The sequence below is a fragment of the Spiribacter halobius genome (genome assembly GCF_020883455.1).
GTDB lineage: Bacteria > Pseudomonadota > Gammaproteobacteria > Nitrococcales > Nitrococcaceae > Sediminicurvatus > Sediminicurvatus halobius.
Genome location: NZ_CP086615.1, coordinates 582,125 through 596,498, shown reverse-complemented (window position 1 = coordinate 596,498; position 14,374 = coordinate 582,125). Strand labels below are relative to the sequence as shown.

At 72.6% G+C, this 14,374-nt stretch carries 8 protein-coding genes; 6 read left to right on the top strand and 2 right to left on the bottom strand.

What is annotated here, in order from left to right; translation table 11 throughout:
* The first annotated feature begins 146 nt into the window (after nucleotides 1-146).
* The 4 genes from otsB (at nucleotide 147) to LMH63_RS02695 (ending at nucleotide 6,254) form a co-directional block, all read left to right on the top strand.
* Entirely contained in the window at nucleotides 147-899 is a 753-nt protein-coding gene (gene otsB, locus LMH63_RS02710) for a trehalose-phosphatase (protein WP_109679041.1), read from the top strand.
* The gene (locus LMH63_RS02705) at nucleotides 857-2,668 is read left to right on the top strand and encodes a glycoside hydrolase family 15 protein (RefSeq protein ID WP_109679040.1); all 1,812 of its coding nucleotides are present in this window, start codon (nucleotides 857-859) and stop codon (nucleotides 2,666-2,668) included. Before otsB ends, LMH63_RS02705 begins: the two co-directional genes overlap by 43 nt.
* A 40-nt stretch (nucleotides 2,669-2,708) precedes the next feature.
* The gene (locus tag LMH63_RS02700) at nucleotides 2,709-4,094 is read left to right on the top strand and encodes an alpha,alpha-trehalose-phosphate synthase (UDP-forming) (protein ID WP_109679039.1); all 1,386 of its coding nucleotides are present in this window, start codon (nucleotides 2,709-2,711) and stop codon (nucleotides 4,092-4,094) included.
* A gap of 630 nt (nucleotides 4,095-4,724) precedes the next feature.
* Nucleotides 4,725-6,254: an AAA ATPase domain-containing protein gene (locus LMH63_RS02695; RefSeq protein ID WP_229332702.1), complete on the top strand. Its 1,530-nt coding sequence runs from the start codon at nucleotides 4,725-4,727 to the stop codon at nucleotides 6,252-6,254.
* 164 nt (nucleotides 6,255-6,418) lie between these two features.
* On the opposite strand, the gene LMH63_RS02690 is transcribed toward LMH63_RS02695, so the two are convergent.
* Nucleotides 6,419-8,095 (bottom strand): ABC-ATPase domain-containing protein, encoded by a 1,677-nt coding sequence (locus LMH63_RS02690; protein WP_109679038.1) that lies wholly within the window; start codon nucleotides 8,093-8,095, stop codon nucleotides 6,419-6,421.
* Nucleotides 8,096-8,336: 241 nt separating this feature from the next.
* A complete protein-coding gene (locus tag LMH63_RS02685) occupies nucleotides 8,337-10,364 on the bottom strand; it encodes a methyl-accepting chemotaxis protein (RefSeq protein ID WP_109679037.1) in 2,028 nt (675 codons plus the stop codon).
* 199 nt (nucleotides 10,365-10,563) lie between these two features.
* Here LMH63_RS02685 and LMH63_RS02680 point away from each other — a divergent pair, with 199 nt between their 5' ends.
* Complete coding sequence (locus LMH63_RS02680; RefSeq protein WP_158280391.1) at nucleotides 10,564-13,263, top strand: bifunctional diguanylate cyclase/phosphodiesterase; 2,700 nt, start codon at nucleotides 10,564-10,566, stop codon at nucleotides 13,261-13,263.
* The gene (locus LMH63_RS02675; RefSeq protein WP_109679035.1) at nucleotides 13,247-14,311 is read left to right on the top strand and encodes a DNA polymerase IV; all 1,065 of its coding nucleotides are present in this window, start codon (nucleotides 13,247-13,249) and stop codon (nucleotides 14,309-14,311) included. Before LMH63_RS02680 ends, LMH63_RS02675 begins: the two co-directional genes overlap by 17 nt.
* The last annotated feature ends 63 nt before the right edge of the window (nucleotides 14,312-14,374 follow it).

Here is a 14,374-nt window from a genome sequence, read left to right as displayed (position 1 = left end):
AAGCCAGCCCGCGCGCCTTTTTTCGTGTTCGCTGCAGGACACGGGCAGCCACCACGGCGCACTGGCCGTAAGGGCGGCCGATCGAGGATACTGGGGGTCCGCGCGCCCGCTGCGGGTGCGCCGGCACGGTCAGGGGAAAGCGAACGATGCAGGAGAGCCTGCCCCCGCCAGCGGCGGACTGGGCGCTGTTTCTCGATTTCGACGGGACCCTGGTGGAGCTCGCCGAGCATCCCGAGCGGGTCGCGGTGCCGCCGGAGGTGCCACGACTGCTGGAGCGTCTTGGCCAGGCGTTCGGGGGCGCGGTAGCCATCGTCAGCGGGCGCAGCCTCGAGGGCCTGGAGCGCCTGCTCGACGGCGCCCCCCTGGCCATGGCCGGCGTCCACGGCCTTGAGCGCCGGGATGCCCACGGCCGCGTCCACCGGCCGGTGGACCATACCGCAAGCTTCCGCGAGGCGCGCACGGCCATCGCCGACTTCGTCGCCCGCCATCCGGGCACCCACTGGGAGGACAAGGGCAACGCCCTCACCCTCCACTACCGCGGCGCCCCCACGGTGGCCGCCGAGGCCGAACGCTTCCTCACGGAGCAGTGCCGCCGGCTCGGCGACGAATTCGCCATCCAGCACGGCAAGCAGGTCCTCGAGCTCAAGCCCACGAGCCATCACAAGGGCACCGTGGTGGAGACGTTCCTCGCCGAGCCGCCCTTTGCCGGGCGCTGCCCGGTGTTCATCGGCGACGACGTCACCGACGAGGACGCCTTCCGGGCGGTGAACGCCCGCAACGGACACAGCATCCGGGTCGGCCCGCGGCCGGGCAGCGCGGCGCGCTATCAGGTGGACTCGGTCAAGGAGGTACTGGAATGGCTGAACAGCCTGCCGGCGCGGCTGGGGACGACACGCTGAGCCTCGAGCTCGGCGTCATCGGCAACTGCCAGATCGCCGGGCTGATCGACCCGCGGGGGCGCCTGGTCTGGGCCTGCCTGCCGCGCTTCGACGCCGAGCCCGCCTTCTCCCGGCTGGTGGACACCGCCGACCGCGGGCACTTCAGCGTCGAGCTGGCGGACCTCGCCGGCTGCGAGCAGTACTACCTGCGCAACACCGCCGTGCTCTGCACCGAGCTCACCGACACCCACGGCTCGGTGCTGCGCATCACCGACTTCTGCCCGCGCTTCCGCCAGTTCGGCCGCCACTACCGCCCGACCCTGCTCATCCGCCGCCTGGAGGCGGTGCGCGGCACGCCGGTGGTGCGCACACGCCTGCGCCCGGCGCTGGGCTACGACGGCGAGGCCCCAGCGCACACCCGCGGCAGCAACCATGTCCGCTATCTGGGTGGCGAGCAGGTCCTGCGCGTCACCACCGACGCCCCGCTTACCCACGTGCTGCAGGAGCAGCCGTTCGTGGTGGACGGCGATATCACCTTCGTCCTGGGCCCGGACGAGAGCGTCAAGGAATCGGTGGACGAGATGGGCCGGCGCTTCCTCGAGCAGACCCGGGACTACTGGCGCGAGTGGACCCGCTCGCTGGCCATCCCCTTCGAGTGGCAGCCGGCGGTGATCCGCGCCGCCATCACCCTCAAGCTCTCCGCCTACGAGGACACCGGCGCGGTGGTGGCGGCGCTGACCACCTCCATCCCCGAGGCCGCCGACAGCGGCCGTAACTGGGATTACCGCTACTGCTGGCTGCGGGACGCCTACTTCACGGTCCACGCGCTGAACCGCCTGGGCGCCACCAAGACCATGGAGGGATTCCTGCGCTACATCATCAATCTCGTGGTGGGCGCCGGCGAGCAGCGCCTGCAGCCCCTCTACGGCATCGGCGGCGAGCGCCGAATCGACGAGCGCGAGGCGCCGGCGCTGGCCGGCTACCGCGGCATGGGCCCGGTGCGCGTCGGCAACGCCGCCTACACCCAGGACCAGCACGACGTCTACGGCGCGGTGGTGCTCGCCGCCACCCAGGCCTTCTTCGACGAGCGCCTGGAGCGCCCGGGGGACGAGAGCCTCTACCGCCGCCTTGCCTTGCTCGGCGAGGAGGCCGCCCGGCTCTACGACCAGCCCGACGCCGGGATCTGGGAGTACCGCGGGCGATCCCGCGTGCATACCTACTCCGCGATGATGTGCTGGGCCGCCTGCGACCGGCTCGGGCGTATCGCCACGCGTCTGGGTTTCGCCGACGACGCCGAGCGCTGGCGCGGCGAGGCCGAGCGCATGCACGCCACCATCTGCCGCGAGGCCTGGCACGAGGGCGAGCAGGCCTTCGCCGAGAGCTTCGGCGGCGACACCATGGACGCGAGCCTGCTGCTGATGCACGAGCTCGGCTTCCTGCCCGCGGAGGACCCGCGCTTCGTCACCACGGTGGAGGCCATCGAGCGGCATCTGCGGCGTGGCGACCATCTCTTCCGCTACGCCGCCGCGGACGACTTCGGCTTCCCCGAGAACGCCTTCAACATCTGCACCTTCTGGTTCATCGACGCGCTGCACGCCATCGGCCGCGAGGACGAGGCGCGGCGCCTGTTCTGCAACATGCTCGGCCACCGCACCCGCCTCGGCCTGCTCTCCGAGGACCTGGACCCGGCCAGCGGCGAGCTCTGGGGCAACTTCCCCCAGACCTACAGCATGGTGGGGCTGATAAACTCGGCGATGCATCTCAGCCGCTCCTGGGAGGCATCGCTGTGAACCGGATCCTTCGCCCCTGTCCGGTCAGGGAGGCCCGCGGATGAGCGGCGGGCAGCCCGCGCGCCTCGTGGTCGTCTCCAACCGTGTGCCCAATCCGCGGGCGAGCCAGCCCCAGGCGGGCGGGCTGGCCGTGGCCCTGAGCGGCGCCCTGCGCCGGCGCGGCGGGCTGTGGTTCGGCTGGGACGGCAAGCTCAGCCCCGGCCCGGTGAACCGCCCCCGGGTGGAGCGCCACGGCAACATCGACTACGCCACCCTCCCCCTCTCCCGCCAGGACTACGACGACTACTACCTCGGCTTCGCCAACGAGGTGATCTGGCCGGTCTGCCACTTCAACCTCGGCGCCATGGACTACCGGCGCAGCTATGCCGAGGGCTACCGGCGGGTGAACCGCCTGTTCGCCGACGCCCTCACCCCGCTGCTGGAGGGCGACGAGCTGATCTGGGTCCACGACTACCACCTCATCCCGCTGGCCCGGGAGCTGCGCGAGCGCGGGGTGCGCCAGCCCATCGGCTTCTTCCTGCACATCCCCTTTCCCAGCCACGAGCTGCTGCGCGCCCTGCCGGGCTATCGCAGCCTGCTGGAGGATCTCTGCCGCTACGACCTGCTCGGCTTCCAGACCGAGGCCGACCGCCACGCCTTCGAGGACTGCGCGCGTCAGGGCATCGGCGCCCTCGGCGAGACCGACGGCGTGCTGCGCCACCGCGACCACAGGCTGCGCACCGGCGTCTATCCGGTGGGCGTGGACATCAACGAGCTCACCGACCTCGCCGGGCGCACCGTGGAGGCGCCGCGGGTCCGGCGCCTGGTGCAGGGCCTCGGCGAGCGGGATCTCATCGTCGGCGTCGACCGCCTGGACTACTCCAAGGGCCTGCCGCAGCGCTTCCGGGCCTTCGAGAACCTGCTGCAGGACTACCCGCACCGGCGCGGGCACACGGTGTTCATGCAGATCGCGAGCCCCTCGCGCACCTCCATCGTCGAGTACGACGAGCTGCGCCAGCGCCTGGAGGGCCTCTCCGGGCACATCAACGGCACCTACGCCGACCTGGACTGGGTGCCGATGCACTACCTCAACAAGACCTTCGCCCGCGGCTCGCTGATGGGGCTCTACCGCGCCGCCCGGGTGGGTCTGGTCACGCCGCTGCGGGACGGCATGAACCTGGTGGCCAAGGAGTTCGTCGCCACCCAGAATCCGGAGAACCCGGGCGTGCTGGTGCTCTCCGAGCTCGCCGGCGCCGCCGCCGAGCTGGACGCTGCGGTCCAGGTCAACCCCTACGACATCGACGCCATCGCCGCCGGCCTCAACGAGGCCCTGGCGATGCCCCTCCCCGAACGCCGCCGCCGTCACGCCCGCATGATGGAAGTCCTCCGCCGCGGCTCGATCCTGGAGTGGGAGCGACGCTACCTCCGCGATCTTGCCGAGCCGTAGCCCGCATATCTCACCGGTCCGCGCCGCCAGAAGCGGCTTGTCGACAGGTGCCTTGGGCGGAGTGTGGTGGCCTCTGCCGGGACACGCCGTGAATACGTCCCTGTAGGCTCGTAGGCGACATCCGTGTCGCCTACGGTCCCGGCAGAGGCCACCACACTCCGCCCTGAACGCGCCGGGGCTGATCCGCGACAACCGGGATCTGCGCTCTCGCCGTCGTCACCGCTGGCAGCTTCCGTGCAGCGGGATCTCCGCATCGGTACCAAGCAGACGTAGGTCGGGAACCGCCGGAGGCGGTACCCGACATCCCGAGCCCGGATATCTCGCCGATTCACGGCTGCGGTCGCGGACCCGTGAGATATCCGGGCAAGGCGTATCCGCGGTGTCGAAGATGTCGGGTACCGCCTGCGGCGGTTCCCGACCTACATTCGCTGCATTCGCCTCCCCGGCAAAAGCGGGAACCCGCCCACATGACCGCGGCGGCGGGCACGGCGTTGCCGCGCGAGGTCGGGTGGGAGCGCACGCACCACGACCGAATCCTGCAAGAGGTCGCGGAGGATCTCTCGGAGACTTGCCAAGACCGTCCGTCACACCCGACACTCGCAGGCGTCAACGGCCACCCGGACCGACGCCGTGGCAGTGCCCCACGCCGAGACCGACGACCTGCAGCGGCTCCTCGATGTTCTGCCCGAGCCGTTGCACGGCCGGGCCAGCGCGCTGCCCACCGCGGAGCTCCTCGAGCTCGTGCTCGACCTCGGGCGCGTCCCCCAGGCCCGGGTGGGCGCCCAGACCATCGACCTGGACAGCGAGCCCGTGAGCCGGGAGCTGCTGGACAGCGTGCTCGCCCGGGTCGGGCGCTTCAGCGACGACAACCGCGCCGGCATCGAGGGGACGCTCCACCGCATCGCCGCCCTGCGCAACCGCAGCGGCCGGGTGATCGGGCTCACCCTGCGCGTCGGCCGCGCCGTGTACGGCACCATCGACAGCCTGCGGGACCTGATCGAGGATGGCCGCGGCGTGCTGCTGCTCGGCCGCCCCGGCGTCGGCAAGACCACCCGCCTGCGCGAGATGGCCCGGGTGCTCGCCGACGACTGCGGCCGCCGCGTCGTGGTGGTGGACACCTCCAACGAGATCGGCGGCGACGGCGACGTGCCCCATCCCGGCATCGGCAGTGCCCGGCGCATGCAGGTGCCCCACCCCGAGGCGCAGCACGCAGTGATGATCGAGGCCGTGGAGAACCACATGCCCGAGGTCATCATCGTCGACGAGATCGGCACCGCCGCCGAGGCCGCGGCGGCCCGCACCATCGCCGAGCGCGGCGTGCAGCTCATCGCCACCGCCCACGGCACCACGCTGGCCAACCTGGTGGCCAACCCCACGCTGGCGGATCTGGTCGGCGGCGTGCAGACGGTAACCCTCGGCGACGACGAGGCCCGCGCCCGGGGTACCCAGAAGACCGTCAGCGAGCGCCGCAGCCCGCCCACCTTCGAATCGGTGGTGGAGATCGTCGACCGCGAGCGCCTGCGGGTGCACGGCGATACCGCCCGGGCGGTGGATTCGCTGCTGCGCGGGCGCCCACCCCAGGGCGAGCCGCGGGGCCAGCCCGAGCCGGCCGCAGAGGGGGAGGCCGGGCAGCAGGCCGCCAGGCCGGAGCCGGACCCCGCGCCCGTGGGCAGCGGCGCGGTACCGCCCACCGGCGGCCGCCGCCTGCGGCTGTTCGCCTACGCCATCAGCGCCGACTCCCTGGACCGCGTGATCCGCCAGCTGCGCCTGCCGGCGCGGGTGGTCGACCGCGCGGAGCGGGCGGACCTGGTGATCGCCCTGCGCGGTCGCAACGCCGACCCGCGGCTCGAGCGCCTCATGGCGGGCCGCGATATCCCCGTGCACGTGGTCAAGCGCAACAGCACCGCCCAGCTCCGGCGCCTGCTGCAGGATCTGTTCAACGTCGTCCCGGGCCAGCGCGAGGCCGTCGCCGAGGACGCCGTCCGCGAGGCCGAGGACGGCGTGCGCCGGGCCCGCGACGAGGGCGTCGCCGTGGAGCTCACCCCCCGCCCCGCCGCCCTGCGCCAGCTCCAGCACCGCATCGCCATGCGCCACCGCCTCCTCGCCGAAAGCGCCGGCAGCGAACCGGAGCGCCGCCTCGTCATCCAGCCGCCGGCATAGTCGGCCTGCGACGCGGATTCGGGGACTTACCGCAAAGGCGCAAAGGGCGCGAAGGAGACGCAAAGCCTGGAAAGCAAAGGCTGCTGATGCCGCCTCGCCGCCAAGCACTTCGGCGCCCCCAGCAAACTTTCCCTCTTACCTTCGCGCCCTTCGCGCCTTCGCGGTTAATTCCCGCTTGAAGACGGCAGAAAGCGCGCCGCGCGCAGGCGGTTGACCGCCGCCATGAGGTCGGCGAGGCGCGGGCGGGCGAGGTCGCCGTCGGGGAGCCGTTGCAGATCTGACCAGTCGGCGGCGAGGCGTTCGGCGAACCACGTCACCGGATCGGACAGCTCGCTGTCCCGGGCTTCCGAGGCCAGCGCCAGCAGACGGCCGATGGCGCGCACCTGGGCGGCGTCGGCGATCTGCTCCAGCGCCCGCAGGTCCACCTCGCCCTCGCCATAGACCAGGGCATCACGGCGCGCGGCCTTGATGCGGGGCTTGCCCCGCCGGGTGCGGGGGTCCAGGGAGGCGGGGTCGAGCGGGCGCGGCGGCGGCCGGGTCAGGGCGCGCTCCGCCTCCGCGCGGCGCTCGCCGGCGTGGGCCTCGGCGATGCGCCGCGCGGCGGCAGTCACGTCCCGCGGGGCATAATCGTGCATCTGGATCACCGTGTCGGCGAGACCCAGGTAGTCCCCCGAGCCGCCCATCACCAGCACCGTGGACACACCGAGCCGGTCGCGCAGCTCCCGTACGCGGTCGATGAACGGGGTGATCGGCTCTTCGTCCTTCGCCACCAGCGCCTGCATGCGCGCGTCACGGATCATGAAGTTGGTGGCGGAGGTGTCCTCGTCCACCAGCAGCGCGGGGGCGCCGGCCTCCAGCGCCTCCTGCAGCGCCGCCGCCTGGCTGGTGGAGCCGGAGGCGAGCTCGGTGTGGAAGGCATCGGTGCGCCGGCCGAAGGGCAGGTGGTCGATGAACGGCGAGAGATCGACCCCATGCACCGCGCGCCCGTCCTCGGCGCGGATCTTCACGGCCTCGCCGCGGGTGACCACCTGCTCGCGGCCGTCATCCGGGCGGTGATCCCACACCCCCTGCTGCAGCGCCGTCAGCACCGTGGACTTGCCGTGGAAGCCGCCGCCGACGATCGCCGTCACCCCCTCCGGGACGCCCAGCCCGGACACGGTGCCGGCGTGGGGCGCCTCCAGCGTCACCCGCAGCGTGTCCGGTGCCCGGAACGGCACGGCGTCACCGAGCGGGCGGTCGTCGATGCCCGAGCGCCGGGCGAGCACGGCCCCGTCGGCGATGAAGGCCACCAGTCCCCGGGCGGCGAGCTGCGAGCGCAGCGCCACCTGATCGGAAACCGCATCGCAGTGCCGGCGCAGCGCCGCCTCGTCCCGCCCGCGGGGCCCGAGTGCGGCCTGCACCGCCCGCGGCAGCTCGCGGGTGAGCAGGCTGGCCGCGGCGCGGCCGAGGATGCTCCGCCCCCGCGCCGGCAGCGCCACGGTGAACCGCAGCTCCGCCGCGCCGTCCCGGAACAGCGCCGCGGTGCGGTCGAGCACGGTCTGGGCGCCGGCATCGATGGCCAGCGCCGGACTCTGCCGCACCTCGGCGCGAAACCGCCGCGCCAGCCAGTCCCGCGCCGCCCGCTCGCGCTCGCCGTCGGCGAACACATGCGCGGGCAACGCCGCGCCCTCCAGCGGCATGCGCACCCGCACCCGCGAGGGCGCGGCGAACGGGTCCGCCTGCACGTGATCGACGTGCAGGCGGAACTCGCCGAAATCGTGCTCGCCGAGCAGATCCCGATAGGCTTTGTAGCCGCGCCCGTCGAGGCGGTGGAGAAGGGATTCGAGGTCGTTCTGCTTCATCAGGCCTGGGTGCCGGCGCGACACGCCGGAAGTTTCGAGTTCGGGGCTTCAGGTTTAAGGTTCGGCGGGCTCGACCGTCTGCCACGGCCGCCAACGCCCGAAGCCGCCGAACCTTAAACCTTCAAGCCCGAAACCCGAAACCCGGGCCCGGAACCCGAGCTGCCAGACCCGAACCCCGGCCCTTTGAACTTCGAACCTTGAACTTTGAACTCGATTCCGCACCTGAGGCGGCTTTGCCGGCTCAGGTGCGGAATCGCGCCACCCGCTCCCGCAGATCGTCCGCCAGCCGGGCGACGTTGTCGCCGGCATCCCGCGACTGGGCGGCGCCCTCGGCGGTTTCGGCGGAGACGTCGCGGATGCTGACCACGCTGCGGTTGATCTCCTCCGCCACCTGGCTCTGCTCCTCCGCCGCCGTCGCGATCTGCTGGTTGAGCCGGGTGATGTGGCTCACCGACTCGGCGATGGCCTGCAGCGCCTCGCCGGCCTCCTCGGCATGCTCGGCGGTGCGGCGGCCGGTGGCCTCGCCCTCGGTCATGCGCTCGCTGGCCTCGCGGCCGAGCCGCTGCAGCGACTCCACCGTGCCCTGGATCTCCTTGGTCGCCTCCTGGGTGCGGTTGGCGAGGCTGCGCACTTCCTCGGCCACCACGGCAAAGCCCCGCCCCTGCTCGCCGGCCCGGGCGGCCTCGATGGCGGCGTTCAGGGCCAGCAGGTTGGTCTGCTCGGAGATGCCGTTGATGAGATCCACCACGCCGCCGATGCGCTCGCTGCCCTGCTCCACCTCGCGGATGGTGCCGGCGACGCCGCTGATCTGCTCGGCAAACCGGCGGATGGCCTCGGCGGTGCGCTCCACGGTCTGCTGGCCGTCGCCGGCGCGGCCGTCGGCCTCCTTCGCGGCCTCCGCGGCCTCGGCAGCATTACGGGCCACCTCCTGGACCGTCTGCGCCATCTCGTTCATGGCGGTGCCCACCTGGTCCGCCTCGCTCTGCTGGCGCTCCGCCCCCTGGGCGGACTGGCGGGTGGTCTCGAGCATCTGCCCGGCGGCGCTCGCGAGCTGCTGGGCCGCACCCACCACCTCGCCGATGAGCTTGCGGAAGTCCGCGGTCATCGCCGCGAGGCTGTCCTCCATGCGCCGCAGCTCGTTGCGGTTGCCTTCGTCCTCCAGGCGGCGGAAATCGACGGTGAGGTCACCCTCGCCCACCCGGCGCACCTGCCGGCCGAGGGCATCCAGCGGCCGCAGCATGCGCCGCAGCGTCAGCCCGCCCACGGCCACCAGCAGCACGCCGGCGATGACGCCGGCGCCGGCGAGCAGCCAGCCCAGGCGTGCGCCGGCGGCCTGGAAATCATCCAGCGCGCCGCGGGCGGCGATGGTCCAGCCCCAGCCGTCCACCGGCTGGTGCGCCATCAGCCACTCGCTGCCGGCGCCGGCGTAGCGGAACACCCCGCCCTCATCGCCGCGCAGGCGCGACACCGTGTCCTCGCCCGCCCCCATGCCGGCCTCGGCCAGCGCGCTGCCGAGACGCTGCTCCTCGGCGTGCAGCACAACCGGCGCCTCGGCGCTGGTGCGGTCCACCGCGAAGGCCCGGCCCGACTCGCCGAAGGTGAGCCCGGCGATGCTCTGGCGCAGATCGGCGAACTCGGCGGTGTAGTCGACGCCCACATAGAGGATGCCGATCACCTCGCCGCGGCGGTCCAGCACCGGGTCGTAGCGGGTCATGTAGTCGCGGCCGAACAGCCGCGCGCGGCCGATGTACGGCTCGCCCGCCATGAGCTGGCGATAGCCGGGGTGGGACTGCCCGAGCAGGGTGCCGATGGCCCGGGAGCCATCCTCCTTCTTCAGCGAGGTGGTGACGCGCAGGAAATCGTCCTCATAGCGCACGAACACCGTGGCGTTGCCGCCGGTCTGCCGGGCGAAGGCATCGACGGTGCTGAAGTCGAGGTTCAGCACCTCGCCGTCGTGGCGCATCACCGGCGCCCGGTAGTCGCCGATGGTGACCCGCTCGCTCGTGTCCCGCGTCAGCTCCCCGGGGAAGTCCGCGGCGAACACGCGGGCGTACTCGTTGGCCCGGCTCTCCAGCACCTCGTAGTAGAACTCCAGCATGGTATCGAGCACGCGCACCTGCTGGCGCATCTCGCCCTCCTTCTCGGCGAGCATGCTGCGCTGGCTGAAGGTGGAGGCGAACACCACCAGCACACCCATGATGACCACCACCGCGACGAGCAGGGCGGCGGTCACCTGGACGGCCATCCCCTGGCGCTGCAAGAGCTTCATGATCGATTCCCCCGGTTGTAGAGCTGACGGCGCGAGCCCGGCATGCGACCCCCCTGTAACCGAAGCTATCGACGCCTTGCGGCCCGCGCTTTAGCATTCCGTCGATCAACGGGGCGGATGGCATCAGCAACACGACGCAGGGAGAAGGCGCGTGCCGCAGGCTCCGCCCCGGCCGTCAGGTCAAACGGAGAGCTGCGCCGTGAGCGTCCTCGCCCCGCCAACGCCCGCCAACGAGAACGCGCGCCTGCAGGCGCTGCACGCGCTGGATGCGCTGGAGACGGCGGACGAGCCGGTGTTCAACGCGCTGACCCGGCTCGTCGCCCGGCTGCTCGACGTCCCCACTGCCTTCATCAGCCTCATCGACGAGAACCGCCAGTGGTTCCGCGCCTGCGTCGGCTTCGGTGAGCAGAGCGGGCCGCGGGAGCTCAGCTTCTGCGGCCACGCCATCCTCGACCCCGCGCGGGCGACGGTGGTCCCGGATGCAAGCCGCGACCCCCGCTTCCGGGACAACCCCTACGTCGCCCGGGATGGCATCCGCTTTTATGTCGGCATGCCGCTGGTCACCGAGGAGGGCTACGCGCTGGGGACCCTCTGTGCAGTGGACGCCACACCCCATCCCGCGCCGGACGAGGAGACCCTCGCCCGCCTCGCGGATCTGGCCCGGCTCACGGTGGAGCATCTGCGGGTGCGCCTGGTTACCCGGCGGCTGCGCGCCATGGAGGCCGAGCGCGGCCGCGGCCGTGACCTCATCGACGTGGTCTACCACGCCGCGGACATGGGCTTCCTCATGATCGACCACGAGCACCGGGTGGTGGACCTCAACCCGCGGGCGGCGGAGATCTGCGGACGGGGCGTCGAGGCGCTGATGGGGATACCGGCTCTCGAGCTCGCCGCCCGCCATCAGGCCAGCGAGGTGCGGGCCACGCTGGACCGGGTATTCGCCCGCGGCGATCGCCACAGCGATGTCTGGCTCCTGCATCGGGACGATGGCCGGGTGCTGCCGGCGCAGGTGGTCAACGAGCTCATCGAGCTGGACGACGGCGAGCGCTTCGTGCTCGCCACCCTCAGTGACCTCACCGACGAGCAGCGCCGCAGCCGGCTCACCGAGGACCGGGCCCGGATCATGGAATTGGTGCTGCGCCACGCCCCCATGACCGCGCTGCTGGACCAGGTCGGCATCACCCTCTGCCACCAGCACCCGGAGGCGCTGGTGGTGGTGGTGCGCAGCAGCGGTGCGACGCACTCCCTGGAGTACGCCAGCGAGCGCGAGGAGGACATTGCCGCCCTGCTGCCCCGGCTGCCGCTGGACCCGCGGCAGCGCCCGTGCCACGACAGCCTGCGGCTCAATGGCGTCATGGTGCATCCGGATCTGTATGCCGACGACTGCGAGGCGGCGTCCCGTGAGGCGGCGCGCCACCTCGGCGTCCGCAGCGCCTGGGCCTTCGCCATCCCGGGCGGCAACGACGAGACCCTGGGCACCCTGGCGGTGTTTCACCGCGACGTCCAGCGCACCGAGCCGGGCGACCTGGAGGCGCTGCGCGAGGTGGGCGGCCTCGCGGCCCTGGCCATGGAGCGCCGGCGTCTGCTGGACGAGCTCAGCCACCGTGCCAACACCGACGCCCTCACCGGCCTGCCCAACCGCAGCCTGCTGCAGCAGCGCGTCGGGCAGGCCCTGCACGCGCTGCCCGAGGGCGAGACCGCCGCCCTGCTGCTGATCGACCTGGACAACTTCAAGCTCGTCAACGACGCCCTTGGCCACGACGCCGGCGACGAGCTCCTGGTGCAGGTGGCGGAGTCCCTGCAGCGCGCCGTGCGCCCTGCCGACACCGTGGCCCGGCTCGGTGGCGACGAATTCGTCGTCCTGCTGCCCCGCGGCGGCCGGGAGGCCGCGGCCCGCGTCGCCGAGAAGCTGCGCCAGGCGGTGACCCGCGAAGTGGCCCTGCAACAGGAATGGACCCAGGTGAGCCCCAGCATCGGCATCGCCATGGCGCCGGAGCATGGCGAGCACTTCGGCGACCTGCTGCGGGCCGCGGATGCGGCGATGTACAGCGTCAAGGCAAGCGGCCGCAACGGCCATGCCTTCCACGACGAGCAGATCCGCGACGCCGTCCAGGAGGCCTTCCGCCTCAGCCGGGACATTCGCGGCGGCGAGCTGGCCAGCCAGCTGGTGGTGGCGGGCGAGGCGCGCGTCAACAGTGCCGGCGAGCTGCTGGCCGCCCAGCTCGGCGTACGCTGGCTCGACCCCGAGCATGGCCTGCGCGACACCGCCGAGCTCCTCAACCAGGCCAGTCGCAACGGCGCCCTGGAGGCGGTGGAGAGCTTCGGCCTCGCCGCCCTCGCCGAGTGCAGCGCCGCCCTCGCGCGCTCCGCGCCGACGGCGCGTCCGGTCTATGTCATCACCCGTGGCCGCATCTGGGACGAACGCTTCCGCGAGCGCCTCGTGGCCGATCTGCAGTGTCTGCCGTGCCCGCCGGAGCTGCAGCTGTCCCTGCCCGGCAAGGCCAACCGCGACGGCATCGCGCTGCTGGACGCCGTGGCCCGGCTGCGCGAGGCCATCCCCGGTCTGCGTCTCTCCCTCGGCGGCCTCGGCGGCGATCAGCCCAGCCTCGGCCTGGTCCAGGCGCTGGAACCCGACGCCATCGTCATCGACGGCAGCCTGTTCGCCGAGCTGGATGCCGACGATGCCGGCCGCCGGGAGGCGGCACACGCCCTGCTGCAGCCGCTGGTGGCGCTGGGCCGGGCGCTGGCCCCGGAGATCGTCGCCGACGGCATCGCCCGCCCGGGCCAGTGGGCGGCGGCACAGCAGATCGGCTGCGATACCGGCCAGGGGCCGCTGTTCGCGGACCGCCTGCCGGAGGCCCTGCGCGCGCTCCTGCACCTCCATGACGACCCTGCCTGAGCCTGCCGGGGCGACCCGCCGCGTCATCCTCCACGTCGACATGGATGCCTTCTTCGCCGCCGTGGAGCTGCGGCGGCGCCCGGAGCTGCGCGGGCAGCCGGTGGTGGTGGGCGGCCGCGGCGACCCGGCGAGCCGCGGGGTCGTCTCCACCGCCACCTACGAGGCCCGGGTGTTCGGCATCCACTCCGGCATGCCGCTGCGCACCGCCGCCCGGCTGTGTCCGGAAGCGGTGTTCCTGCCGGTGGACTTCGCCGCCTACCAGGCGGCCTCGGCAGACGTGTTCGCCATCCTCGGCCGGGTGAGCCCGGTGCTCCAGGCAGTGGGGCTCGACGAGGCCTACCTGGATCTCACCGGGCACAGTGAGGCACCGCTGGCCACCGCCCGCGCGCTCAAGTCCGACATCCAGGCCGCCACCGGGCTGGTCGCCTCCGTCGGCATCGCCCCCAACCGCCTGCTGGCCAAGATCGCCTCCGATCTGGAGAAGCCGGACGGGCTCACCCGGCTGACCCACGAAGACGTCCCGGCGCGGGTCTGGCCGCTGCCGGTGCGCACGCTGCACGGCGTCGGCCCGCGGGCGGAGGCGCGCCTGCACGAGCTCGGCATCGGGACCATCGGCGAGCTGGCAGGAACGGCCGTCGAACACCTGCAGAGCGCCTTCGGCGAGCGCCATGCCCGCGCCCTGCTGCGCGCCGCCCACGGCGAGGACGAGCGCCCCGTGCAGACCGAGCGGGTGCGCAAATCCATCGGCCGCGAGCGCACCTTCCAGCAGGACTGCCGCAGCAGCGGCCGGCTCGCCCATGAGGCCGGGGGCATGCTGGATCAGGTACTCACGCGCCTGCGGGAGAAGGGCCTGCGCGCCCGCACCGTGACCGTGAAGCTGCGCTACCGGGACTTCACCACCCACACCCGCTCGCTCTCCCTGCCAAGTCCGAGCGACGACCCGCACATCCTCCACGCCGCCGTGCACAGCTGCCTGTTCCAGCACCGCCTGCACCGCGCGGTGCGCCTGCTCGGCGTGCAGCTCTCACAGCTCAGCGGCCCCCTCTAGCCCGGATATCTCACCGATTCACGGCTGCGGGCGCGGATCTGGCGGGCAGGCCGGCGTTGCGCT